General features: G+C 66.7%; 22 protein-coding genes and 1 pseudogene. 21 read left to right on the top strand and 2 right to left on the bottom strand.

The window, feature by feature from the left end:
• Nucleotides 1–97 precede the first annotated feature (97 nt).
• Nucleotides 98–1,402, bottom strand: a complete 1,305-nt coding sequence (locus ACOGXQ_RS13955; RefSeq protein ID WP_419944235.1) for a geranylgeranyl reductase family protein — start codon at nucleotides 1,400–1,402, stop codon at nucleotides 98–100.
• A gap of 201 nt (nucleotides 1,403–1,603) precedes the next feature.
• On the bottom strand, nucleotides 1,604–2,377 hold the full coding sequence (locus tag ACOGXQ_RS13950) for a c-type cytochrome (RefSeq protein ID WP_419944234.1): 774 nt from the start codon (nucleotides 2,375–2,377) through the stop codon (nucleotides 1,604–1,606).
• Between the two features lie 306 nt (nucleotides 2,378–2,683).
• On the opposite strand from ACOGXQ_RS13950, the gene ACOGXQ_RS13945 reads away from it, so the two are divergent.
• The 21 genes and pseudogenes from ACOGXQ_RS13945 (at nucleotide 2,684) to ACOGXQ_RS13845 (ending at nucleotide 24,792) form a co-directional block, all read left to right on the top strand.
• Complete coding sequence (locus tag ACOGXQ_RS13945) at nucleotides 2,684–3,118, top strand: hypothetical protein (protein ID WP_419944233.1); 435 nt, start codon at nucleotides 2,684–2,686, stop codon at nucleotides 3,116–3,118.
• Nucleotides 3,119–3,130: 12 nt separating this feature from the next.
• Nucleotides 3,131–3,547: an ATP-binding protein gene (locus ACOGXQ_RS13940; protein ID WP_419944232.1), complete on the top strand. Its 417-nt coding sequence runs from the start codon at nucleotides 3,131–3,133 to the stop codon at nucleotides 3,545–3,547.
• 147 nt (nucleotides 3,548–3,694) lie between these two features.
• A complete protein-coding gene (gene extP, locus ACOGXQ_RS13935) occupies nucleotides 3,695–4,411 on the top strand; it encodes a selenite/tellurite reduction operon b-type cytochrome ExtP (RefSeq protein WP_419947403.1) in 717 nt (238 codons plus the stop codon).
• Nucleotides 4,412–4,458: 47 nt separating this feature from the next.
• Nucleotides 4,459–5,244 carry a menaquinol-cytochrome c reductase cytochrome b subunit gene (locus ACOGXQ_RS13930; RefSeq protein ID WP_419944231.1) on the top strand — a complete coding sequence of 262 codons (786 nt, stop codon included), beginning with the start codon at nucleotides 4,459–4,461 and terminating at the stop codon, nucleotides 5,242–5,244.
• Between the two features lie 12 nt (nucleotides 5,245–5,256).
• Nucleotides 5,257–6,147, top strand: coding sequence for a ubiquinol-cytochrome c reductase iron-sulfur subunit (locus tag ACOGXQ_RS13925; RefSeq protein ID WP_419944230.1), 891 nt, complete (start codon nucleotides 5,257–5,259; stop codon nucleotides 6,145–6,147).
• Complete coding sequence (locus ACOGXQ_RS13920) at nucleotides 6,140–7,312, top strand: c-type cytochrome (protein WP_419944229.1); 1,173 nt, start codon at nucleotides 6,140–6,142, stop codon at nucleotides 7,310–7,312. The genes ACOGXQ_RS13925 and ACOGXQ_RS13920 overlap by 8 nt, the downstream gene beginning before the upstream one ends.
• Nucleotides 7,309–8,226, top strand: a complete 918-nt coding sequence (locus ACOGXQ_RS13915) for a hypothetical protein (protein WP_419944228.1) — start codon at nucleotides 7,309–7,311, stop codon at nucleotides 8,224–8,226. The genes ACOGXQ_RS13920 and ACOGXQ_RS13915 overlap by 4 nt, the downstream gene beginning before the upstream one ends.
• A gap of 68 nt (nucleotides 8,227–8,294) precedes the next feature.
• Nucleotides 8,295–8,933, top strand: coding sequence for an NADH-quinone oxidoreductase subunit A (locus ACOGXQ_RS13910; protein ID WP_419944227.1), 639 nt, complete (start codon nucleotides 8,295–8,297; stop codon nucleotides 8,931–8,933).
• A 35-nt stretch (nucleotides 8,934–8,968) separates the two neighbouring features.
• Nucleotides 8,969–9,431 (top strand): annotated as a pseudogene (locus tag ACOGXQ_RS13905) (NADH-quinone oxidoreductase subunit B); the annotation flags it as partial.
• Nucleotides 9,432–9,552: 121 nt separating this feature from the next.
• Entirely contained in the window at nucleotides 9,553–10,080 is a 528-nt protein-coding gene (locus ACOGXQ_RS13900) for an NADH-quinone oxidoreductase subunit C (RefSeq protein WP_419944226.1), read from the top strand.
• A gap of 320 nt (nucleotides 10,081–10,400) precedes the next feature.
• Nucleotides 10,401–11,693 carry an NADH-quinone oxidoreductase subunit D gene (locus ACOGXQ_RS13895; RefSeq protein WP_419944225.1) on the top strand — a complete coding sequence of 431 codons (1,293 nt, stop codon included), beginning with the start codon at nucleotides 10,401–10,403 and terminating at the stop codon, nucleotides 11,691–11,693.
• A gap of 58 nt (nucleotides 11,694–11,751) precedes the next feature.
• Nucleotides 11,752–12,387, top strand: a complete 636-nt coding sequence (gene nuoE, locus ACOGXQ_RS13890) for an NADH-quinone oxidoreductase subunit NuoE (protein ID WP_419944224.1) — start codon at nucleotides 11,752–11,754, stop codon at nucleotides 12,385–12,387.
• A gap of 61 nt (nucleotides 12,388–12,448) precedes the next feature.
• Nucleotides 12,449–13,900, top strand: coding sequence for an NADH-quinone oxidoreductase subunit NuoF (gene nuoF / locus ACOGXQ_RS13885; protein ID WP_419944223.1), 1,452 nt, complete (start codon nucleotides 12,449–12,451; stop codon nucleotides 13,898–13,900).
• Nucleotides 13,893–16,412 (top strand): NADH-quinone oxidoreductase subunit NuoG, encoded by a 2,520-nt coding sequence (gene nuoG / locus ACOGXQ_RS13880; RefSeq protein ID WP_419944222.1) that lies wholly within the window; start codon nucleotides 13,893–13,895, stop codon nucleotides 16,410–16,412. Before nuoF ends, nuoG begins: the two co-directional genes overlap by 8 nt.
• Nucleotides 16,413–16,482: 70 nt before the next feature.
• The gene (nuoH, locus tag ACOGXQ_RS13875; RefSeq protein ID WP_419944221.1) at nucleotides 16,483–17,721 is read left to right on the top strand and encodes an NADH-quinone oxidoreductase subunit NuoH; all 1,239 of its coding nucleotides are present in this window, start codon (nucleotides 16,483–16,485) and stop codon (nucleotides 17,719–17,721) included.
• The gene (nuoI, locus tag ACOGXQ_RS13870) at nucleotides 17,721–18,428 is read left to right on the top strand and encodes an NADH-quinone oxidoreductase subunit NuoI (protein ID WP_419944220.1); all 708 of its coding nucleotides are present in this window, start codon (nucleotides 17,721–17,723) and stop codon (nucleotides 18,426–18,428) included. The genes nuoH and nuoI overlap by 1 nt, the downstream gene beginning before the upstream one ends.
• A complete protein-coding gene (locus ACOGXQ_RS13865; protein WP_419944219.1) occupies nucleotides 18,428–19,066 on the top strand; it encodes an NADH-quinone oxidoreductase subunit J in 639 nt (212 codons plus the stop codon). Before nuoI ends, ACOGXQ_RS13865 begins: the two co-directional genes overlap by 1 nt.
• Nucleotides 19,063–19,377: an NADH-quinone oxidoreductase subunit NuoK gene (gene nuoK / locus ACOGXQ_RS13860; RefSeq protein ID WP_419944218.1), complete on the top strand. Its 315-nt coding sequence runs from the start codon at nucleotides 19,063–19,065 to the stop codon at nucleotides 19,375–19,377. Before ACOGXQ_RS13865 ends, nuoK begins: the two co-directional genes overlap by 4 nt.
• A 93-nt stretch (nucleotides 19,378–19,470) precedes the next feature.
• The gene (gene nuoL, locus ACOGXQ_RS13855) at nucleotides 19,471–21,375 is read left to right on the top strand and encodes an NADH-quinone oxidoreductase subunit L (protein WP_419944217.1); all 1,905 of its coding nucleotides are present in this window, start codon (nucleotides 19,471–19,473) and stop codon (nucleotides 21,373–21,375) included.
• A gap of 193 nt (nucleotides 21,376–21,568) precedes the next feature.
• Complete coding sequence (locus ACOGXQ_RS13850) at nucleotides 21,569–23,203, top strand: complex I subunit 4 family protein (RefSeq protein WP_419944216.1); 1,635 nt, start codon at nucleotides 21,569–21,571, stop codon at nucleotides 23,201–23,203.
• Nucleotides 23,203–24,792 carry an NADH-quinone oxidoreductase subunit N gene (locus ACOGXQ_RS13845; protein ID WP_419944215.1) on the top strand — a complete coding sequence of 530 codons (1,590 nt, stop codon included), beginning with the start codon at nucleotides 23,203–23,205 and terminating at the stop codon, nucleotides 24,790–24,792. Before ACOGXQ_RS13850 ends, ACOGXQ_RS13845 begins: the two co-directional genes overlap by 1 nt.
• The last annotated feature ends 118 nt before the right edge of the window (nucleotides 24,793–24,910 follow it).

Below are 24,910 nucleotides of genomic sequence, written 5' to 3'. Positions count from 1 at the left end.
TCCGTGAGAAGCATCGATACCTGCTGGCCGGCACGGTCGTCGTGCAGGCGTCGGCGAAACATGACACCGCCGAATGATCAGGGCTCTGCGGGGTCGGCTAGGTGCGGTCCCGCCACAGGCGCGCCACCGACGAGGCGATCTGGTAGATCCGCCGGGGAGTCTTGGGACCGCCAGCGCTGGCCAGCAGATCGGTCGAGACGCGCATCGCCAGGTCGCCCATCCGGGGAGACCGGATCGCGAGCTGCGTCAGCTTCCGCATCAGCCCGGGTCGGCCTAGGGCGCGGGTCGTCAGGCGGCCGAGGTGGTGGTAGCGCTCCCAGCGCTCGGCGAGGGCTGCCTCGTAGCGGCGCAGCATGAGACCGTCGTCAGTGTCGAGTGCATGACCGATGACTTCCGCGGCCAGCCGTCCGGTTGCCAGTGCTGGCCCGATGCCATCACCATTCCACGGGTTGATGCTGCCCGCTGCGTCGCCGACGACGACCCAATTCGGCCCTGAGCGAGGTCGCACGGAGCCGCCCATGGGCAGTCGCCCGCCGACCGGCTCCGAACGCGCCCCGGTTGGGTCGATTTCCCAGCGGTCGGGGATCTGCTGCGTCCATTGCTCGAAGAGCCGCTCGAGCGAGATGGCCTTGTTGCCGTAGTGGTGGCTGAGCAGCCCGACCCCGACATTCGCGGTGCCGTCGCCGACCGGGAACACCCAGCCGTAACCCGGCAGCTGGTCGCCGCTGGAATCAGTCAGGGCGAAGACCGACTCGATCCATGGCTCGGCGTGCCGTGGCGTGGGGTAGTACGCACGCATCGCCAAGCCCTGCGCGTAGGTCCGGGTCCGCACGGTGCCGAGGGCACGGCCGAAGCCCGAACGCGGCCCGTCGGCGATGACGACATACCGGGCGCGCGCGGTCAACTCCCCGCGGCGACCGTCACCGCCGTGCGCTGCGATGGCACGACAGCCCCGCAGGTGCCCGTCGGTGATCAGCGGCGCCGTGACCTCGATGCCCGTGAGCGTGCGCGCTCCGGCAGCTTGGGCGCTGGCGAACATCAGCGCGTCCAGCCGCGGTCGGCGGACGACTGCGCCGTAGTTGGGCCATCGAGCACCTTGCGGCCACAGGACCTCGAGGCTCTGACCGTGCGCCGTGATGCGCAGTCCCCGGTGCAGGTGCCAGCGCGCGGCGCCCGGATCGCAGCCCATTGCGATGAGCTCGCCGACGGCGACCGGCGTGAGCGCATCGCCGCATGCGCGTTCACGCGGGTGCGACGAGCGCTCGATGAGCAGAACATCACGCCCTTCGCGTGCCGACCAGTACGCGGCTGCGCAGCCGGCCGGACCGCCGCCTACGACCAGCACGTCGCACGACAGCGTCTTGGGAGCCGCGCGGGTCGATGTGCCTTCTTGTTGTCGCACCAGTTGTTGCCCGCTTTTGTTCCCAGTTTGCATTTGATTCGGGCTCACGGGCCGCGCGGGCTGCGGCCTCGTACTGTGCCTTCCGCTTTAGCTTGCTTCGCTCGCAGGCCGCTTGGACCCAAGGCTCAGCCTCTCAGTCACGATCTCGGTTCGGGACAGGGCGCGGTGTCACGGATGGGCCGACGACCTACCCGACGGGCTCTAGTGGCCTCCGCCTCCGCCCCCGCCAGTGACCGCGCCACCTCCGAGGTGCTCCCACTCCGCGTCACGTTCAGCGGCGACTTCGTCGCTGATGTCCTCGCCGCCGATCACCTCGCGCACGTATCGCGCCACCGAATAGATCTGGTGCTCGTTCAGCACCTCGCCGAATGCAGGCATGTTGGAGCCTGTCTCGCCGGAGATGTGGGTGCCGCCGGGACGATTCGGATCGCCGTAGGACTGTCCCAGCCCAATGCCTTCGGAGCCGACGGCGAGCCACTCGATGAACGAATCGTCCAAGCTCGGGAACGTCAGCAGCACCTCGCCGTTCCACAGCGGCCGCCCCACGCCGCTGCCGTCGCTGCCGGAGCCATCGCCGACATGGCAGCTCGCGCAGCGCACTGCGTAGGTCGCCGCTCCCTCGTTGATGGCAGTGATCGGCTCGGGTGGCGGTTCGGTCAGCTTCACGTACACAAATGCCCACAGCGGCAGGCAGAACAGCACAGGCAGCACCCAGATCGGGATCCGGTGCCGGGTCTGCGCCGCCACGACCCACGTCGGGTCTGCCGGGGCCTCGGGTTCGACTTCGAGCTTGGCGGCCTCCTTGGCAGCAGCGATCATCTGCGCCTGCGAGGGTCCCGCTGCCGCAGTCTCGGCTGTCGCGGCGGCCGCGGGTGCCGCCGCGCCGCCTGCGCCGCTGCCGTCGTCTTCGAGTACACCCAAGGCGATGCGACGCTGTCGCGAACGCTCCAGCAGGTACTCGGGAACTTCGGTCACGGGTTCCTCCGCGGGGTTGCCCACTGGGGTTTGGCATGGGCGGCGGCGCCTGGTTCGCGGGGCACGATACGCGCCCCGGCACACCGAGGCGCAAGTCTGCCATGCCACCGTGCCGATGGCGCGGCTGGAAGCTGAGCTGATGGTGGCGACCGTACGCTGCCGTGCTAGAACATCACGCGCCATGGCCGGGGCGCCGGTAATCTTTACCCCGGTCTTGCTGCGGCCATCGCACCCGATGCACTATCGGATGCACTGGCACCAAGCAGCCGACAGTCGCCGACGGGAGAACGTGGGAGGAGCGAAGGAGTGGTCGCACTCGTCACATCCATCCTCGTCACCGCGCTGATGGTCTACGGCATCGTGTGGTACGGCAAGCGCCGTCCGTCTGACCGTCCCACGACGTGGGGCGAAGCCATGCTGGGCGCGGCCTACGTCTTCATGATCCTGCTCATGGTCTTCGGCATCGTTCCCGACCGCTGGGTCCGTCTCACCGACAACGAGTGGGGCTGGTCCGTCGAGCGCTTCCTGGTCACCGAGGGGCAGTTCCTCACCTCGCCCATCACCTTCCCGCCGATGCGCATCGACCTGAAGAAGGTCAGCGACATGGTGGTGGTGATCGAGCACGTCGCGGCATTGGTGGGCCTGCCGATGCTGTGGCTGTGGTGGCAGCGGCGCGACAAGGCCCAGCCCACCGCCGAGCCGACTTCTGACTACGGCCGACCCCTCATCAAGGGCAACTGAGAGCGCGATCCGATGGCTGCGACCGACGCAAACCCGCCAATGCCCAAGTTCCGGGATGACTACGTCCTGCATCAGGTCGACGCCGCCTATCTCGACGCCGCGGTCAAGCCCAAGCAGTTCATCAACATCGATCAGTCCGAGTGCATCCAGTGCGAGGGCTGCGTCGACATCTGCCCGTGGAAGTGCATCTGGTACGTGTCCACCGAGGCGGTGGACGAGGCCGTCGGCGTGGATCTGCCGGGGCTGGACCCCACCGACAACGCGATCTTCATCATCGACGACGACGTGTGCACTCGCTGTGCGCTGTGCGTCGATCGCTGCCCGACCGGCGTGATCACACTCGGCAAGGTCAGCAACAATCCCCCGCCGTCGGGCGACGTCCACGGCCGGACGCACACCCACGGCTACGCCTACGGGATGCGGCTGTAGTCCGGGCCCGATGCTTGTAGTGCTGCGACAGCGAAGGATCTGATCCACCTAGATCGAACAGTTATGGCGAACACCCTCGAGTCCCCCAAGAGCAAGCCGAACCTGCCGCAGCGCCTGCAGAACGCGCAGCAGCAGGCGGCCGATTGGATGCAGGACAGCCAGTTCTGGACATCGATCTTCCGGCCCGGGTCGATCTTCCGCAAGGGCTACACCGACAGCCCCCGGAACCGCTCCTACGTCATCATGAACAGCGTCCTCTACCACCTTCACCCGGTGAAGGTGAAGCGGCACGCCGTCAAGGTCAGCTACACGCTGTGTCTCGGCGGGCTCAGCTTCTTCCTGTTCATCCTGCTGACCATCACGGGCATCTTCCTGATGTTCTTCTACCGGCCCACCGACACGGCGGCGTGGCCAGACATCGAGAGCCTCCATACGCAGGTCGCGTTCGGTCTGCTCGTGCGCAACATGCATCGATGGGCGGCGCACCTCATGGTGCTCACAGTGTTCCTGCACATGGCCCGCGTCTTCTACCACGGTGCCTACAAGGCGCCGAGAGAGTTCAACTGGGTCATCGGCGTGATCCTGCTGAAGCTGACGCTGTTGCTCAGCTTCACCGGCTACCTGCTGCCGTGGGACCAACTGGCACTGTGGGCAGTGACGGTGGGCACGAACATGATGGGATTCACGCCCGTCTTCGGCTCTCAGGTTCGATTCGTGCTACTAGGAAGCCAGAACATCGGATCCGAGACGCTCTTGCGGTGGTACGTGCTGCACGTCTTGATGCTGCCGTTCGTGATCGTCATCTTCATGGCGATCCACTTCTGGAGAGTCAGAAAGGACGGCGGCATATCGGGACCCCTGTAGGTCCCCCTCGATGCCTCCAGCGATTGCATGCCGATGAGTACTCGCAGATGACTGAGATTCCTGAACACCTCCTGCGGCGCAGCGCCGAAGCCAGGGTTCGTGCCACGGGCGCGCCCGCGCCCGGCGACGCCGATGCTCCCGCTGGCGCGCAGCCGGATGATGACGACGGCGTCACGATCCCGCGTTCGCTGCTCGAGGCCAGCCAGCAGCCGGGCGGGGTGCCCGCAGTGGCCGGCCTGGCGCCGTATGGAGCGGCGCAAGCAGGCTCAGGGCCGGCCGCGGCCGGCGGCGGTGTGGCCACGACGCTTCCGCCGCTCATGGCGGGACCGGCGGGCAACACCCACCGCCTGCTGACGGTCGTCAAGTCGGGTTCGATCCAGGACGTCAAGGCCTCCCCGGGCGACAAGGTTCATGTCTGGCCGCACCTGCTGGCGGCCGAGTTCACCGCGGCGCTGTTCATCACGGCCTTCACGCTGGTGTTCTCGCTGTTCATCAATGCGCCGCTGCTGGAGCTGGCCAACCACAACGAGACGCCCAACCCGTCCAAAGCGCCGTGGTACTTCCTGGGTCTGCAGGAACTGCTCACGATGTTCGACCCGATGATCGCGGGCGTGACGATTCCCGGGATCGTGCTGGTGCTGCTGGGGTTTGCTCCCTACATCGACAAGAACCCGTCACAGCGACCCGAAGATCGCAAGTTCGCCATCTCCGTCCAGACGATCCACCTCATGTTCTGGGCGGTTCTGGTCATCATCGGCTCGTTCTTCCGCGGGCAGGGCTTCAACTTCACCTACCCGTGGGACACCGGTCTGCACGGCATCTTCCACTTGTAGGAGCACGTCGGCATGTCCACCGGAATCATCCTCGCGATTGCCATCCCGGTCATCTTCGTGCTGGGTGCGGTGGTCGCGTCCGTGTCGTTGCGCCGCCGCGATGTCTCCGGTCTCGGCTACCTGTCGCGTGAGACGCGCCGCCGTGACGAGATGGCGGCCGCGAGCGCAGGCGCGACACCGGCCGAGGACGACGCCGGCGTGTTCGGCGTCAGCTCGGAGGCACGCGAACTCGAACGCGCGGTGGCACTGGAGCGCCGTCCCCCACCGGTGGCGGTCGACGAACCCGCGCTGCCGCAGGACTGGGCGCCGCCGCCTGCCGCAGAGGTGGGTGTCACGCGCCGGCAGTTCCTGAACCGGTCGTCGGTCATCTTGATGGCAACCGGCTTGGGCACCTTCAATGCCGCCATGATCGCCTTCCTGTGGCCCCGGCCGACGGGCGGCTTCGGCTCGAAGGTCAAGATCGGCACGGTGGATTCCGTGGACGAGGCGATCGCTTCAGGGACGCCCGCGGAGAACTTCTCGTATTTCTCCGAAGCCCGCAGCTATATCCAGCCGTATCCGACCGATGCGGCGACGCTGGCCAATGCCGAGGCGACCTATGGCGGTTCTGTGCTCGAAGGCATGAAGCTGGGCTACGTGGCGCTCTGGCAGGTGTGCCCGCACCTGGGCTGCAAGGTGCCGGTCTGCGGCAGCTCACAGTGGTTCGAGTGCCCCTGCCATGGTTCGAAGTACAACCGTGTCGGCGAGAAGAAGTCAGGTCCCGCGCCGCGCGGCATGGACCGATTCCCGGTGACGATCGAAGACGGGAACGTCTTTGTCGATACCGGGCGCGTCTCGCAGGGCCCCGCCATCGGCACGGACACCACGGGGCAAGGCCTCGAGGGGCCGCACTGTCGTGCCTGAGTTGAGCTACATGCTGGGCGTCAGCACGGAGCGGTCGATCGCGATCGTGCTCTTGGCGATCGTGGTGCTCGGTTGGGCGATCTACGTCTTCGTCAACATCCGCCAGGCCAAGGCCGAGATTGGCAGCGAGATCGCGTTGGCCCCCAATCGCGGCAGCCTGCCCGACGACGAGGAGCTGGAGGGTCGTCGTTTGGAGAAGGTGCAGGCCTTCGGTGTCCTGATGCTGCTGATCATGGCGCTCGTCCTGCCCATCTACTGGATGCTCGAAGGCGGACGCCGCTCCGGCGCCGAGACGGCATTCTCGGAGCAGTCCGTTGCCCGCGGCGAGAGGTTGGCGGCTGAGTACGAGTGCACCGACTGCCATGGCGCCGATCTGGGAGGAGCGCGCTTCGCTGCAGTGGTGCTGGACATCGGCAATCAAGTCGCCGACAAGGAGTCTTTCATCATCAACACGACTTGGGAGGCGCCATCCCTTGACGACGTGTTCACCCGGTTCGATACCGATGCAGAGACGTTGGATGACGTCACCGAAGTCCGCCAGATTGTTGTGTACGGCCGCGGTGTGATGCCGGCGCACGGCCTTGAGGGCGGCGGCCAGCTGAACGACCAGCAGATTGACGATCTCTTGGCCTGGCTGTGGGACGCGAGGATCGGCAAGGAGGATGAAGCAAGTGACGGAGACGACGACCCCCTAAACGAGGCGGCGAACGCTCGGGCCAAAGCTCGCTTCGACGTCGCCAAGGCGTCTGAGGAGTACAGCGGAGCCTCCGATGGCAAAATCCTGTTCGACTTGCACTGTGCGCGCTGCCACACACCGCGTTGGCCGGGCCGCGGACCCGCCCAGTTGCCGAACAACGGCGGCACCATCATGGTCGAACCAGGACCTGACGGCGCAGGGCGCTATGGGCCTCCGCTCAACCAGGTGAGCTTGGAGCGGCTCTTCCCCGACATTGAAGATCACATCTCGTTCGTCTCTGAGGGTGCTGCCGACGATGTGCCGTATGGAGAACGCGCGAGATTGGGCAACTACGGCATGCCGGGCTTCAAGAAAGTGCTGAGCGAAGAGGACATCCGGAAAATCGTTGAGTTCGAGCGCGGCCTCAAGGCGGAGGACCAGATGTTGCCTACCTTCGAGGAGTTGCATGAGCCGGAGGACGACGAATGAACGCCGCGTACCTACTCGGCATCGTCAGCTGGGACCCGGTTCTCACCGGCTACCTGGCTGTCATCATCAGCGTTCTCGTCCTGTGCGGGTCGGTGTACCTGCTGCTGGCGACCAACCTCGGCGTCCGGCTCGGCTTCCTCGTCGCGTGGACGGGGCTGTGGGGCTGGATGCTGCTGATGGCGATCGTGTGGTGGGTGTTCGGCATCGGCTGGATAGGCAGCCAGCCGGGCTGGAACGCATTGCAGGTGACTGGAAATCCGCAGACGTCACTGATCCCCGAAGTGCAGCAGATCTCGGCATACCGCGTCGATCAGCCACCCCGCGACTGGATCGAGATCCCGGTCAAGAGTGCCGAGGAAGAAGATGACGAAGAGGACGCGGACAGCGCCGACGAGATCGTCGATCCTGAAGTCCTCGAGGCTCAGGCATTCGTTACGGACATTCGGTCAGCAGCCGACAGCCACATCGTGTGCGACGACGCCGACCCACGCCGCTTGCTGGCGGTGAACTCGTGTCTGTTCAGCGCGCCCGACCAGTACAAGACGTACCGAGTGCTGATTCGGGGCGGTGAGCGCTACCGGCCGCTGGGCATTCCCGACAACGTGATCACGCAGTACTTCTTCCCGAGCCGCGGCAAGCCGCACTATGCGGTCGTGCAGATCCAGTCGTACCAGCCGAGGGCCGATCTCGATCCGAACCTCATCGATGACGAAGGCAAGATTGTCAAGGTAGTTCCCGTTGTCGACGACGACGCTCCCGTGTACTCCGTCGTGATGGTGCGAGATCACGGCAGCGTGAGGCTCCGACCGGCCCTGCTGACGATCTTCTCGGCGTTGCTGTTCGGATTGGGCTGCTATCACCTGCATCGCAGGGACCAGGCCATCTGGGCGGTACGCGAAGCTGCGGGCCAGTGACCGTCTGGCCTCGTCTGGGCCAGACTGGGACCGGCATCTGATCGACGGCGCGCGAAGGAGGCCAGCTCATGAACAGCGGCTTGGCTGAATACCTGCCAGTTCTCGTGCTCGGCGTGCTGGCCGTCGTGTTCGTGCTGCTGAGCATCGTCGCGTCACGACTGCTGGCGCCCCAGCGCAGCACCAACGCCAAGCTGGCGTCCTACGAATGCGGCATCGTCGACCAGGCGGCCATCCCCGAACGCTTCCCGGTCCGCTTCTATCTCGTGGCGATGCTGTTCATCATGTTCGACATCGAGATTGTCTTCCTGTACCCATGGGCGGTCGCGAACGCCCAGCTGGGACTCTTCGGGTTCATGGCAATGCTGATCTTCGTCGTGATCTTCTTCCTGTCGTTCGTCTATGAGCTGGCGATGGGCGGGCTGGAATGGGGGCCGCGCAAACGCCGGGCGGTCCCGTTGCCGCCGGCCACCCGCAGTGGCGTGACCGGGGTGCGAACCGTCGGGCTGGTCGGCCGCGAGTTCGTGCCGACCAGCGCCGCATTGAGCGGCGTAGATCAGCCCAGCGCCGCATTGAGCGGCGTAGATCAGCCCAGCGCCGCATTGAGCGGCGTAGATCAGCCCAGCGCCGCATTGAGCGGCGTAGATCAGCCCAGCGCCGCATTGAGCGGCGTAGATCAGCCCAGCGCCGCGATGGCGGAGACCGGCTGATGGCTGGGATCGACGATCTCAAGTCGCGTCTCGGCATGGGTGACGGTCTCGCCGGACTCGGTCACAACGTCTTCACCGCACCGGTGGAAGAGCTGGTGAAATGGGCTCGGCGACGCAGCCTGATGCCGGCCACGTTCGGGCTGGCCTGCTGCGCGATCGAGATGATGGCGACCGGCACCGCGCACTACGACCTGGCCCGCTTCGGCATGGAGACGTTCCGGGCGTCGCCGCGGCAGGCAGACCTGATGATCGTGGCGGGTCGTGTCAGCCAGAAAATGGCACCGGTGCTGCGCCAGATCTACGACCAGATGATGGAGCCCAAGTGGGTGCTGTCGATGGGCGTCTGCGCATCCAGCGGTGGGATGTTCAACAACTACGCCATCGTGCAGGGCGTCGATCAGGTGGTGCCCGTCGACATGTACGCGCCGGGCTGCCCTCCGGGACCCGAGACGCTGCTGCACGCCATCTTGGCACTCCACGAGAAGATCCGCACTGGCGAGCTGATGCAGCGGCGCTCCGAGCGCGGCGGCGGTGCCGCGCTTGAGCTGGCGGCACTTGGTGTGCCGCAGTCGGGGTCAGCGGCAGGATCGGGCGAGCCGAGCGCGGCGGTCACGCGCTGATGGCTGACGCCGCCGCAGAGACCGACGACATAGCGCCTGAAGAAGCGGCGGCTTCGGGGCCGACGATGTACGGCGTGCCCTGCACGGATGGGCGCGGCCAGACGGTGCTCTATCCGAGTCGCGAGGAGTATCTCGATGTGCTGGCTACGGCCGCCGCGGACGGCTTTGAGCTCTGCGTCGACCTGTGTGCCGTCGATGCGCTCACGAATCACGCCCGGGTCTTGCCCCCCAGCGTCGAGCCGGAGCGATTCGAGGTCGTGGTGAACCTGCTGGACATGCGCGGGCGGCGGCGGCTGCGTCTCCGCACGCAGGTGCCCGCTGACGATCCGGAGGTGCCCTCCGCAGCGGGCCTGTACCCGGGCACGGAGGCACCGGAGCGGGAGGCGGCCGACCTGTTCGGCATCAGCTTCAGCGACCACCCTGACCCGAGCCGGATTCTCATGCCGCCAGACTGGGTTGGCCACCCGCTGCGCAAGGACTACGCGATCGGCGTGATTCCGGTGCAGTTCAAGGCGGTGGAAGGCTGATGAGTGCTGCCACGGTGCCCTTGTGTTGGTCAGCCGATGTCGTGTTGCGCGAGGACACTGCGTCATTCGGCGTGATTCCGGTGCAGTTCAAGGCGGTGGAAGGCTGATGAGTGCTGCCACGGCGCCCTTGCGTCGGCCAGCCGATGCCGTGCTGCGCGAGGACACTGCGTCATTCGGCGTGATTCCGGTGCAGTTCAAGGCGGTGGAAGGCTGATGAGTGCTGCCACGGCGCCCTTGCGTCGGCCAGCCGATGCCGTGCTGCGCGAGGACACTGCGTCATTCGGCGTGATTCCGGTGCAGTTCAAGGCGGTGGAAGGCTGATGAGTGCTGCCACGGCGCCCTTACGTCGGCCAGCCGATGCCGTGCTGCGCATCTCCGAGGATGAGGCGTTCGCTGCCGCTGTTGTCGACGATGAGGCGGCGGTGACTATGGCGGAATCAGACACCGCCGACGAGCCGATGCTCATCAACATGGGTCCCCAGCACCCTTCCACCCATGGCGTGCTGCGCATCGCGATGGAACTCCAAGGCGAGACGGTGCTGCGGTCCAAGCCGATCATCGGGTACCTCCACACCGGCATGGAGAAGACCGCCGAGGATCTCACCTACCTGCAAGGGCCGACCAACGTCACCCGGATGGACTACGCCTCGCCGCTGTTCAACGAGCTGGTGTTCTGCTTGGCGGTCGAAGATCTGCTCGGCACCGAGATCCCTCCCCGCGCCACGTGGATCCGCATGCTCATGTGCGAGCTGAACCGCATGAGTTCGCACCTGCTGTTCCTGGCGACGAACGGCATGGATCTCGGCGCGGTCGGCATGATGCTCTACGGCTGGCGCGAACGCGAGGAGATCCTGCGGTTCTTCGAGAGCGTCACCGGTCTGCGGATGAACCACAACTACATCCGGCCGGGCGGCGTTGCTGCCGATCTGCCCGATGAGTGGCAAGCGGATGTGGAGCACATCCTGGCTGTGCTGCCTGACCGGCTGGAAGAGTTCGACACGCTGATGACCGGTCAGCCGATCTGGCGCGACCGCACCCAGGGTGTCGGCGTCATCACCGCGGACGAGGCCATCGCCATGTCCGCGACGGGCCCGCTGCTGCGCAGCACCGGCGAGGCGTGGGACCTTCGCCGCACCATGCCGTACCTGGCCTACGACGAGGTGGAGTTCGATGTCGTCGTCGGCGCCTACGGCGACACCTTCGATCGTTATTCGATCCGGCTGAACGAGATTCGCGAGTCGATGCGCATCGTCTCCCAGTGCCTCGACATGATGCCGAAGGGTCCCTACCGCACCGAGGATCGCAAGGTCACGCCGCCGCCGCGTGCCCGCATCGACGAGTCCATGGAAGCCCTGATCCACCACTTCAAAATCTTCACGGAGGGCTTCAAGGTTCCGCCCGGCGAGACCTATGTGGCGGTCGAGTCGCCGCGCGGCGAGCTGGGCTGCTACCTCGTGTCCGACGGTGGCCCCAAGCCGCAGCGAGTGCACATCCGGGCACCCTCGTTCGTGAACCTGCAGAGCCTGCCTCACCTCATGTACGGCGGCCTGATCGCCGATGCGATCGCTGTCATCTCCTCCGTCGACCCGATCATGGGGGAGGTGGATCGGTGAGCATTCGCGACCGCCGCGTTCTCGCCCATCCCGCGCCGGACGGTGGGAGGTGCAGCAGATGAGTTTCTTTACCGAAGCCAATCGCATGCTGGCGCGCGAGATCATCGGCCGTTACCCGAAGCGTCGCTCCGCGATGATCCCGTTGCTGCATGTGGCTCAAGGTCAAGCCGGCTGGGTCACGTCCGAGGCGATGATCGAGATCGCCGAGCTGGTCGGCACCACGCCTGCGGAGGTGCTCGGCACCTGCTCGTTCTATGAGATGTTCAAACGTGAGCCCGTCGGCAAGTACCTCGTGAACATCTGCGTCACGATGTCATGCGCGCTCGCCGGAGCCACTGAGCTGATGGAGCATGCAGAAGAACGCCTCGGTGTGCGCGCCGGCGGCACGACCCCTGATGGGTTGTTCACCTTGGCGTCAGCGGAGTGCCAGGCGGCCTGCACCGAGGCGCCCTGCCTGCAAGTGAACTACCGGTACCGGTACCGGGTCGATCCCGGCCGGTTCGACCAGCTCATCGACGATCTGACATCGGGAAGCCTCGACGACGAGATCCCCCAGCACGGCATCACCGCGCGCGTGCGCCAGCGCATTCCCGGCGATCGGGCCGTCGGCGCCGTTCCACCCGATGAGGTGACCGAGGCACCTGTGTGGCTGGCCGCTGCAACGAACGGGGCTTCCGGCGGGGGTGCAGGCTGATGAGGGCTGACGGCCGCCGCGTTGCTGTTCGCTCCACGTGGGACGGCGAGAGGCTCAGTTGATGGCGTCCTACACGATTCCCCACGCACCCGGCTTCGTGGCCACCGACGCGCCGCGCATCGTCACCGGGCGGTTCGACCATCCCGACAGCTACACGCTAGAGCGCTGCTTGGCCACGGGCGGTTACGAGGGCATCCGGGCCGCGCTCGAGCGCTCGCCGGCGGATGTCCACAGCGAGGTGCGCGATGCCACCTTGCTCGGGCGAGGCGGTGCCGGCTTTCCCGCGGGCGTCAAGTGGGGCTTCTGCCCGCCGGGAGTGTGGCCCCGCTACCTCGTCGTCAACGGCGACGAGTCCGAGCCGGGCACCTACAAGGACCGTCTCCTCATGGAGCTCGATCCGCACCAGCTCATCGAGGGATGCCTGATTGCCTGCTACGCCGTGGGCCTGTCGCAGTGCTTCCTGTACATCCGGGGCGAGATGGCACTGGCGCAGGAGCGCGTAGCCCAGGCGCTCAACGAGGCGTACGAGGCCGGCTGGGTGGGACGCAACATCTGCGGCACCGACTTCTCAGTGGACATCGTGCTGCATTCGGGTGCCGGTGCCTATGTCGTCGGCGAGGAGACAGCCCTCATCGAGAGCCTCGAGGGCAACCGCGGCATGCCGCGTCTGAAGCCCCCTTATTTCCCCGCCGCGATCGGGCTGTACGGCCGGCCCACCATTGTCAACAACGTGGAGACGCTCGCGAACCTGCCGTGGATCATGCGCAACGGCGCGGCGGCGTTCACGGCCATCGGCACGCACACCTCGCCGGGCACGCGCATGATCGCTGTCAGCGGCCATGTTCAGCGACCCGGCGTGTACGAGATCACCAACGGCACCACTACCTTTCGTGACCTCATCTACGGCGAGGACTACTGCGGCGGCATGCGTCCGGGCCGCGAGCTGAAGGCGTTCGTGCCCGGCGGCGGCTCAGCCCCATGGTTCACGCCGGCACAGCTGGATCTGCCTTTCGAGGCCTCCGAGGTGGGTCCGCAGGGCTCGATGCTGGGTTCGGGGGCGGTGATGGTGATGGACGACACCACTGACATTCCCGCCGCTGCGCTGACGTTGACGAAGTTCTACGCGCATGAATCGTGCGGCAAGTGCGTGCCGTGCCGGGAAGGGGCCACTTGGCTGGAGCGGGTGCTGCGGCGTGTGTGCGACGGCACGGGCACGCCGCGCGATCTCGACGTACTGGCAGAGGTCGGCGCTTCGATCAGCCCTGGGGATTTTCCTCACGCAGCCGTGCCCGAGAGAGGTCTCGAGGCGAAGCCGTTCCCGTACCAGATGACCACCATCTGCTTCGTGGGCCCGTCGGCATTCGCGCCGCTGCACTCGGCCTTGACGCTGTTCCCGGAGGAATTCGACGCTCGGGTTGCTCCGAATGCCCACCTCGATGCTGAGATTGCCGGCTCAGGGCTTGCTCAGGGTCAGCAGGTCAGCGCCGTGTCGGAGGTGACCGTAAGTGTCTGACGCGACTGCCGCCAAGGCGGCACCCAGCACCGCGGCGTCGAACGCCGCGGCATCCGACGCAGTCGAGGTGACTATCGACGGCGTCGAGGTCGATGCACGTCCGGGCGAGCTCGTCATCGCCGCAGCGGAGCGCGCCGGAGTGCACATCCCGCGCTTCTGTTACCACGAGCGGATGAGCTCGGTGGGCATGTGCCGCATGTGTCTCGTCGAGATCGACACCGGCCGCGGGCCGCAGCTGCAGGCGTCCTGCATGGTCCCGGTCTCGCCGCAGATGGTGGTGGACACCGCCAGCGAGCGCACTCAGCGCGCCCAAGAGGGCGTGCTGGAGATGCTGCTCATCAACCACCCGCTCGACTGCCCCGTCTGCGACAAGGGCGGCGAGTGCCCGCTGCAGGACCAGACGATGGCCTACGGCCCGGGCGAGTCCCGCTTCGTCGAGGAGAAGCGGCACTTCGAAAAACCGATCCCGATCTCCGAACTGGTGCACCTCGACCGGGAGCGATGCATCCTCTGCGATCGCTGCACCCGGTTCGCGGACGAGATCGCCGGCGACCCGCTCATCGACTTCGTCGAGCGCGGCAACGAGACCCAGGTGCTGACGTTTCCCGGCGAGCCGTTCTCGTCGTATTTCTCGGGCAACACGGTGCAGATCTGTCCGGTGGGAGCGCTCACCGCGGCGCCGTACCGCTTCAAGGCGCGGCCGTGGGACCTCGCCCAGACCGAGTCCACGTGCACCACATGCGCGGTCGGCTGCCGGATTGCGGTCCAGTCGTCACGCAACGAGCTGGTGCGCTGTCTCGGGGTCGACATCGATCCGGTAAACCATGGCTGGCTGTGCGACAAGGGCCGGTTCGCCTATGGCTCGGTCAGCAGCCCCGAGCGCGTCACGCGGCCCCTGCGGGCGCGCTCAGGGGGTCGAGCTGCGGACATCGCCGACGTCGAGTCGATGCGCAACTTCGAGCCGTCGGACTGGGCCGGAGCGCTCGATGCAGTAGCCAGTGCCGTCAAGGCTGCGCGGCCCGGGGCGATCGCCGTGCTCGGCGGCGCTCGCGGCACGAACGAGGACGCGTATGCGTGGTCGAAGCTGGCTCGCACCGTGCTGCGGACCAACCACGTCGACGCCCAGATGGGCGATGGGCTGGCTGCGGAGCTCGTCGTCGGCCTCGGGACGGCGACGATCGACGACGCGTGCAACGCCGACACCACCCTGCTCGTCTGCGGCGACCTGCGCGAAGAGCTGCCGGTGCTGCAACTGCGGCTGCGGGGGGCGGCCCGAGCGGGCACGACGCGCTTGGTCGAGATTTCCCCGGTCAAGACCGGCCTGAGTGGCGATGCCGCGAGGAGCGAGCGGTGCCGGGGCGGCGAAGCGGCCTCGGTCCTGCGTGATCTGTTGAACGGGGACGACCCGTTGGGTGACGAGTTGGCCGGTGGCTCGGTGGTGGTGGTGCTGGGGCGCTCCTCGGTCGCGGAGTCTGCCGATGCGGCCGCCGAGGTGGCATCGGTGATCGCTGATCGGGTGCCCCACGCCAAGTTCTTGGTAGCTGCCCGTCGGGGCAACGTCCGGGGCGCGCTCGACATGGGCCTCGCGCCGGGCTTGCTGCCCGGGCGCAGCCTCAGCACCGATCCGACTCCCGGGCTTGTCGCAGCGTGGGGCGAACTGCCGGCTGAGCTGGGCTGCGAAGCGGCGGGGATCCTCACCGCAGCCGCCGCGGGAGACATCGACGTGCTCTTTCTGCTCGGCGCCGATCCGGTGACCGATTTTCCCGACAGCGTGCTGGCACGGCTCGGTATGGCGGGCGCCCGCACGGTCGTCGCGGTGGACACCTTCTTGAACCAGTCGACGATTGAGGCCGACATCATCCTGCCCGCGTCTGCGTTCGGGGAGAAGTCCGGAACCACCACCAATATCGAAGGGCGAGTGTCTGCGCTGAGCGAGTTGGTGACGCCGCCGGGCTCGGCGCGTCCCGACTGGATGATCGCCGCCGAACTGGCGATGCTCTGCGATGCCGACTTGGGATTCGTGTCGGCCTCGGAGATCACGGCCGAGATCGCCGTGGTCTGCGAGACGCATGCCGACGTGGCCGGACCTGGCATCGAAGGCGACGGCGTGCTGGTGAGGGGTGCAACGTTCGAGCCTGAGCTGCCGCCCGCGCATGCAGCGCCGCCCCGGGATGCCTACAGCCTCCGCTTGGTGTGCAACCGCAAGCTCTACGACGGGGGGGTGACGGTCGGGATGACCCCGGCGCTGGCGTCTTTGCGGGCCGAGACCGCCTTGCGCGTGCATCCCACCGATCTCGAGCGCGTGGGCGTCGAATCAGGCACCGAGGTGGAGGTTCACTCCGAGCGCGGCGCCTTGCGCTTGCCGATCGTGGCGGATGCGGCCGTCGGTCGCCATAATGCCGTGCTGTTGCTGCCGTCGCCCGCGCTCGACGTGGGTGCGCTCATAGACGCGACGGCAGCAGTCACCGATGTGCGCATCGAGACCCGCGTAGGGAAGGAGCCGGCGTCGTGACTTGCGACCCGCTCTTTGCGGATGGCCCCGCAGGGCATGGCGATGCCGCGGCGTGTAATGGAGCGTTGTCGTGACAGGCGATCCGCTGTTTGCAGACGGCGCCGACTGGGGCGACATCGCCGTCATGGGCGTCAAAGTGCTCGTGGCCTTCGGCGCGTTGCTCGTCGCCACCATGTTCATGATCTGGTTCGAGCGCAAGCTGATCTCGGACATGCAGCACCGCATCGGCCCCAATGTGGCCGGGCCGTGGGGGCTGCTGCAGGCGTTCGCCGACGGCGTGAAGTTCTTCTTCAAGGAAGATCTGCGCCCCGCCAATGCAGATCCGCTGGTGTTCCGGCTGGCCCCGTACATCTCCGCTGTCACTGCCTTCGTGGCGTTCGCCATCGTTCCCGTCGGCGGCGTTTTTGCCGACGAGCCGGGTCGTCAGGGCACGGTCACGCTGTTCGGCAAGGAGACGATCCTGCAGGTGGCCGACCCGCCGGTCGGCGTCCTGCTGCTGCTCGCCATGTCTTCGGTTGCCGTCTACGGCGTGATGCTGGCGGGCTGGTCGTCAGGCTCGAAGTACCCGCTGATCGGCTCGGTGCGCGCGTCCGCTCAGGCGATCTCCTATGAGGCGGCACTGGGCATGTCGGTCGTCGCCGTGGTGATCGTGGCGGGTTCGCTCTCCACCCAGAGCATCGTGGCGTCCCAGGCCGGAGGCGTGAACACCTGGCTGCTGCTGACGACCGGCATCGTGCCGTTCCTGGTCTTCCTCATCTCTGCCACCGCCGAGCTGAACCGGCCGCCGTTCGACCTGGTGGAAGCCGAGCAGGAGCTGGTGGGCGGCTTCCACACGGAGTACTCGTCGATCCGCTTCGCCTTGTTCTTCCTGGCCGAGTTCATGAACGTCATCACGATGTCGGCGATCATGGTCACGCTGTTCTTCGGCGGTCCGGCTGGGCCGGTGTTCTTCGGCTGGACGTGGCTGTGGCCGACCGTGTGGTTCTTGGCCAAGGTGCTCGCGTTCCTGTTCATGTTCGTCTGGTTCCGGGCGACGCTGCCGAGGTTGCGCTACGACCAGCTCATGTCGCTGGGGTGGAAGGTGCTTATCCCGGTGATGCTGTTCTGGCTGATGTTCTTGGGTCTGCGGCAACTGGTGTTCGAGCAGGAGGGTTGGAGCGTCGCGCAACGGCTCGCTGTGACGCTGGGGGTGAGCGCCGCAGTGTTCGCGCTGGGGTGGCTGCTGCTGTCAGCAGCCTTGCGAGCGGCCAAGCGCAACACGGCGGATGCGGACGAAGAAGTGCCGGCCTCGGCCACAGGGAGAAGCTGATGGGATATCTCGACGGGTTCGTTGTCACCTTCGGCAAGCTCTTCGATGAGCGTGTCACCACCGAGTATCCGCATGACAAGCGGCCGAAGCCGCCTCGCTTTCACGGCCGCCATGTGCTCAACCGCTACCCCGACGGCATGGAGAAGTGCATCGGATGCGAGCTGTGCGCCGGGGTGTGCCCTGCCCGCTGCATCTACGTGCGCGGAGCCGACAATCCCCCTGATAACCCGGTCGCGCCCGGGGAGCGCTACGGCTACGTCTACGAGATCAACTACCTGCGCTGCATCCACTGCGATCTGTGCGTGGAGGCCTGTCCCACCGAGGCCATCACCGAGACGAAGGTCTTCGAGTTCAGCTTCCCCACCCGGCGCGACGCCATCTACACCAAGGACGAGCTGCTCACTGACGACGACGGTCGTCCTCGGCGACAGCCATGGGAACTGTGGCATCCAGGCGACGACGAGCACACGTCAGGCTGGATGCGGGCGACATCCCCCTCGGGCCAGCCGGCCTATGAAGGGCGCGTCGCGTGGAGCGGCGAGCTGGGCTACGGGGTGAGAGCGCCAGAACAGGGCCAGCACGCCGAGCCGGACGACGATCTCGACGCTGCGTCGCCGACGGCAGCCGAGACAGCAGAAAGCAGCCACGCCGCCGCAGGTGAGCACCGGGACTCCGGTGATGAACACGGTCACGGGAACGGCCTCTGATGGTTGAGGTGGTCGTGTTCGCGGTTGCCGCCGCCGCGTGCCTCGTCGGCGCGATCGGCGTCGTGCTCTCGCGCAATCCGGTTCACGCGGCGCTCATGCTGGTGATGACGCTGTTCGGCATCGCAGTGCTGTTCGTGGCCCAGCAGGCGCACTTCATCGCAGCGGTGCAGGTCATCGTGTATGCGGGCGCGATCGTTGTGCTGTTCCTGTTCGTCATCATGCTGCTGGGTGTCGACCGGGCCGCTGATCTCTCGTTGGGGGCGCTGCCGGCACAGCGTTGGACCGCTGCGGCGTTCGGCCTCGGCGGTGCGGCCGTACTGGTCTGGCTGGTGGCTGCCGTCGACCGGCTGTTCAAGGGCGCCAAGTCGCTGGCGCTCGAGACCGCAGCAGCGGAGGGCGTCGATGTCGGCGAAGACCCCACGGACTACGTCGCTGATGTCAGCGCCCTTGCCCGATCGTTGTTCTCCGATTACGTGTACGCACTCGAGCTGACCTCGCTGATGCTCATCGTGGCCGTCATCGGCACGGTGATCCTTGCTCGTCGCAGCGATGGCGCCGATGGGCGGCGCACCAGCCAGCACAACGGCGGTGCATCAGGGGTTCGAGGGGTCAGCAGTTCGACCGAGGCCAACCGATGAGCGGTCTCGAGGTGGTGACGAGCTGGTACCTGATCCTCGGCGCGTTGCTGTTCATCATCGGCGGCACGGGATTGCTGGTGCGGCGCAACCCGCTGATCATGCTGATGTGCGTCGAGCTGATGCTGAACGGCGTCAATCTCAGCTTCATCGCGTTCGCGGATCGCTTCGGCGACGTGCACGGACAGACGGTGGTGCTGTTCGTTCTGGTGGTTGCTGCTGCCGAGGTCGTGGTGGGCCTCGGATTGGTGGTCGCGGTGCTGCGTGCCTCCCCGCACGCCACGGCGGACGATTTGTCCGCCCTGCGGGGTTAGAGGCGGAGGACTGAAGCGATGGTCGAGCCTCGAAGAGCGCTGCATCGGACAGTGGCAAGGTTCCTCCCGGCGACTGGCGGAGAGATCTGAGTCATGGTCGAACTGGTGTGGCTCATCCCCGCGCTGCCCTTGGCCGGGTTTGCGGTGCTCTTGGCGGTGGGACCTCGCCTGGGCGAGCCACGGGCCGGCTGGCTGGCGACTGCCGCCAGTGCTGGATCGTTCCTGCTGACGCTCATCACGTTCGGCGGCTTGCTGGGACTCGACAGCACGCCAGGCGGTGCGGGCGGGCACGGCGGGCGATGGTTCGTTTCGACGCTGTTCGAGTGGATGCCGATCGGCAGCCTCGAGGTGAACGCAGCACTGCTGGTGGATCCGCTGTCGATGACGATGGCCCTGTTCGTGACCGGCGTCGGCACGCTGATCCACCTCTATTCGGTCGGCTACATGGGGGGCGACCCGAAGTACTCGAAGTTCTTCCTGTACCTCAACCTGTTCCTGTTCTCGATGCTCATGCTGGTGCTGGGCGAGAACCTCGTCGTGACCTTTCTGGGATGGGAAGGGGTCGGCACCTGCTCGTACCTGCTGATCTCGTTCTGGCACGAGCGGCCCACCGCAGCCACCGCGGGCAAGAAGGCCTTCGTCACCAACCGGATCGGCGATTTCGGTTTCATGGTGGCCACGTTCCTGCTGTGGACGACGCTCGGCACGGTGTCCTACGCCGGTATCGCGGCGGCGGCCGGCGGTCTGGCGACCGGAACCGCCACTGCCGTGTCGCTGCTCCTGTTGCTCGCGGCCGCGGGCAAGTCGGCACAGCTCCCGCTGTACGTGTGGCTGCCAGACGCCATGGAGGGTCCCACCCCGGTCTCGGCCATGGTGCATGCCGCCACGATGGTGACGGCGGGCGTGTACCTGCTGGTGCGGCTCAACCCGGTGCTGGACGAGTCGAAATCGGCGCTGCTGGTCATCGCCATCGTCGGTGCTGCCACGGCGCTGTTCGCGGCGCTCGCCGCGGTCGCGCAGCACGACATCAAGCGAGTGCTGGCCTACTCGACGGTGAGCCAATTGGGCTATATGTTCTTGGCCATCGGCTCAGGCGCATATGTGGCGGCCATCTTTCATGTCGTCACCCACGCCTTCTTCAAGGGCCTGCTCTTCCTGGGCTCCGGCTCGGTCATCCACGGTCTCGGCGACGAGCAGGACATGCGACGCATGGGCGCCTTGCGTGCCGTCATGCCCATCACGGCGGTCACGTTCATCGTCGGCTGGCTCGCCATCGCCGGGGTGCCGCCGCTGTCGGGCTTCTGGTCGAAGGACGAGATCCTGCTGGCGGCCTGGGAGCAGCCTGACATCGGACCGCTGCTGTGGATCGTGGGCCTCGTCACCGCACTGCTGACCGCCTACTACATGAGCCGCCAGACCTTCCTGGTGTTCTTCGGCGGCCAGCGCTGGGACGACAGCGCCCACCCGCACGAGTCGCCGCCCACCATGACGCTGCCGCTCGTGCTGCTGGCCGGCGCGGCAGCCATTGGCGGCATCATGAATCTGCCGCTGGTGAAGGACTGGCTGGTGCTCGAGCACTTCCTGGAGCCCGTGCTGGCCCACTCGCACCAGTTCTCCTCGGGCACCGGCACGAAGCTGGTGCTGGCCCTGGTGGCCGTCATCGCGGCGGTCGGGGGCATTGCCGTGGCGGTGGCGGCATGGCTGCGCGCCCGCATCCCCGCCGACCGGCTTGAACCCGCCCTGCTCGAGAACGTGTTCTACGTCGACTCGACGATCTCGAACTTCGTCGGCGGACCAGGCGCCAAGGCGTTCGAAGCCGCTGCCAGCGCCGACCGGCGCTTCGTGGACGGTGCCGTCAACGGTGTCGCCAAGCTCGTGGCCATGCTGGGCCAGGCCGTGCGGCCGCTGCAGTCCGGCTACCTGCGCCATTACGCGTCGGGTGTCGCCGTCGGCGCCATCATCCTCGTCGTCTGGCTGGCGCTGCGGGGCGTCTCATGAATCTCATCCTGCTGGGCGTCATTCCTATCGTCGTCTGGCTGGCGCTGCGGGGCGAGGTCGATTCGGGATCCAAGCAGGCACCTGCATCTCAGGATCAGTGTGTGCGTCGGGTCTGTGCTGTGGGACGAGTCATGAGCGCGTCCGTGCTGGTCACAGCCGGGGCGGTCATCGCGATCATTGCGTGGGCTGGCTCATGACGGCGAATGCGCTGCTTGCCGCCTCGGACTCGGGAGCTGATTTCCCGTTCCTCAACGCGTTGATCTTCGTGCCCGCGGTGGGCGCGCTCGTGGTCGCCCTGCTGCCGCGAAGCCGGCCGGACCTCGCCCGACCGATGGGGGCGCTGTTCGCCGGTATCGCCGGCGCGCTGGCGCTGGCGTTGGCTTGGCAGTTCGACACTGCCGCAGCGAACAAGGCCGAATCGGTCGGAGAGGGCTTTCAATTCGTCAGCCATCAGTCGTGGATTCCGGACCTGGGGATCTCGTGGCATGTCGGCGTCGACGGCATCTCGCTGTGGCTGGTGGTACTGACCAGCGTGATCGTGCCGATCGTGCTGGCCGGCGTCGACCCGCACCACGATCCGAAGCCCTACACGGCGTGGATGCTGCTGTTGCAGGCCGGCTCTGTCGGCGCGTTCGTGGCGCTCGACCTGTTCCTGTTCTTCGTGATGTTCGAAGTGGTGCTGGTGCCCATGTACCTGCTGATCGCAGGCTGGGGCTACGACGGGCGCCGCTACGCCGCCACCAAGTTCTTCATCTACACGATGGCGGGTTCGGCACTGCTGCTCGTCGCGATCGTGGCCACCGCCGTGCTCGGCTCGCCCGACAGCGGCATCACGTTCGACCTCGTGACGCTGGCTGAAGGCCAGCAGCTGGCCACGAACGCGGCACGCCTCTGCTTCGTGGCATTCGCGATCGCCTTTCTGGTGAAGGTGCCGGTGGTGCCGCTGCACACCTGGCTGCCCGATGCGCACACCGAGGCACCGACCGCAGGTTCGGTGGTGCTGGCTGCGGTGCTGCTGAAGCTGGGCACCTACGGTCTGCTGCGATTCGGCCTCTACCTGTTCCCGGAGGCGTCCGACTGGGCCGCGCCGGTGCTGGCCACCGTCGGCGTCGTGGGGGTCATCTGGGGTGCGATCACCGCGGCGATGCAACGCGACCTCAAACGGCTGGTGGCCTATTCCTCGGTGGCCCACATGGGCTTCATCGTGCTCGGCATCTTCGCCTTCACCACTCAGGCCATCGGCGGCGGCGTGATCCAGATGGTCAATCACGGCATCAGCACCGGCGCGTTGTTCCTCTTGGTGGGGATGCTCTATGAGCGGCGCCGAACACGGCAGATCGACGAGCTCGCCGGAATCCAGTCGGCGGCCCCGGTCTATGCCGGGGTGTTCACCCTGATCATGCTGTCGTCGATCGGCGTGCCGGGTCTCAACGGCTTCGTCGGCGAGTTCTTGATCCTGATCGGCTCGTTCGAGACCAGGCGCTGGTGGACGATCATTGCTGCCACCGGCGTGATCCTGGCGGCGCTGTACCTGCTGTGGGCCTACCAGCGTGTGTTCCACGGTCCGCCCGCAGCGGCCGACCGCAAGACGCCTGACTTGCGCCGGGGCGAGTTGCTGACGCTGGCACCGTTCGTCATCGCCGCCGTGGCGCTCGGCGTGTACCCCAAGCTGCTGCTCCACGCCACCGAACCCGCCGCCGAGACACTGCTGGTGCATCTTGACGAGCACAGCGACTTCGATTTGCCAGACCCGGACGATCCGGTGATCGTCGACGCCGGTGACAGCTCCGCCGACAGTGCCGGCAGCCACGACGGGGACGATCACTGATGCCGCCGCTCGACGAGCTGTTCAGCGAAACGTTCGCTTCGCCGAGCGTCGACTGGTGGGTGCTCGTCCCGCAGATCATCCTGGTGGGCGCGGCGCTCGTGCTGCTGCTGGTGGCTTCGCTGGCACCGCGCACCCTGCCTGGCTGGGTGTCCACCAGCACTGCCATCGCCACGGGTGCGGCTGCGGCCATCGTCGCCTCCGTGCAGTGGGGAATGTGGGGAACGACACCCCGGCCCACGCTGGCAGGCGCATTCGTCAGCGACGGCTTCAGTCTCCTGCTCACGGTGCTGATCGGTGCTGGTGTCGTCATCACAGCGCTCGTCGCGCATTCGGCTCTCGATCGCTATGACATGGCGCCGCCCGAGTTCGCGGCGCTGCTGCTGGCATCGGCAGCAGGGGCCGTGGTCATGGCCGGCGCGAACGACCTCATCGTGCTGTTCCTGGGCCTCGAATCGCTGTCGATCGCCCTGTACGTGCTGATCGCGCTGGCAGGCCGGCGGGCCAGCGCTCGCGAGTCGGCCATGAAGTACTTCGTGCTGGGGGCGTTCAGCTCGGCGTTCTTCCTGTACGGCATCGCGCTCGTCTATGGCTCTACTGGCGGCACGAACCTCAGCGGGATCGGCGAGTTCCTCTTCGAGACGGTGCGAGAAGCCGACTATTTGCTGCTCGCCGGCATTGCGTTGCTGCTTGTCGGCCTGGGTTTCAAGGTCGCCGCCGTCCCGTTCCACTTCTGGGCACCCGATACCTACGAGGGGGCGCCCAGCCCAGTCACCGGCTACTTGGCGTCGATTGCCAAGGCAGCGGGATTCGCAGCACTGGCGCGCGTTCTGTACGTGGCGGTCTTTCAGCAGAGCACTGCGTGGTCGCCGATCATCGTCGCGCTGGCATTCGCCACGCTGTCCGTCGGCGCGGTGATGGCTATTTGCCAGTCCGACGTGAAGCGCATGCTGGCGTTCAGCTCGATCAGCCACGCCGGCTTCGTGCTGGTCGGTCTCTCCGCGGTCCCGGACGTCAGCGGGCTGGCGCAGTGGAACGAAGGCGGGGGCGACGCTGTTTCCTCAGCCCTCTTCTACCTCATTGCCTATTCGTTCATGGCGCTGGGCAGCTTCGCCGTGCTGTCGGTGGTCATCGGAGCTGCGGGGGATCCTGACGACGGCGTCAGCCGGCACGATCTCAGCCGCTACGGCGGGCTGGCTCGTCGCCGTCCGGTGCTGGCGCTCGCATTCGCCGTGCTGCTGCTGGCACAGGCGGGCGTGCCGCTCACTGCAGGATTCGTGGCGAAGTTCGAGGTCATCCGTGCCGCTATTGGAACCCGCGGCTACGTCCTGGCCGCCGTCGCCATGGTCACGGCCGTCGTGAGTGCGTTTGCCTACCTGCGCGTCGTGCTGGCGATGTATGCACCCGAGGGCGCAGCGGATGCGGACGAGACCGCTCCGGCTGCCCGACCCAGCCGCCCGCGCTGGGGGGACCTGCCTTTGACGACCGTGCTTGCCATCACGCTGTGCGTGGCAGTGACACTCGTTGTCGGCGTCCTTCCGCAGACACTCCTCGAGTGGAGCGCGGACGCAGTCCTGTCGATCATCCCGTAGACCACGCCCGCGGCGACTCCTTTTGCAAAGTCTTGGACAAGAAGTCAAACCCACAGCAAGTTTCATAACTTTGAGTCCGGCGCTCCGCGCACTCAGGTGGCGCGGTCACCGCCGCTGG

This window comes from Candidatus Poriferisodalis sp. (assembly GCF_965208485.1).
Taxonomy (GTDB): Bacteria; Actinomycetota; Acidimicrobiia; order Acidimicrobiales; family Poriferisodalaceae; genus Poriferisodalis.
Note: the sequence above shows the minus strand (reverse complement) of the source record. Positions and strands in the feature narration are given on the sequence as shown.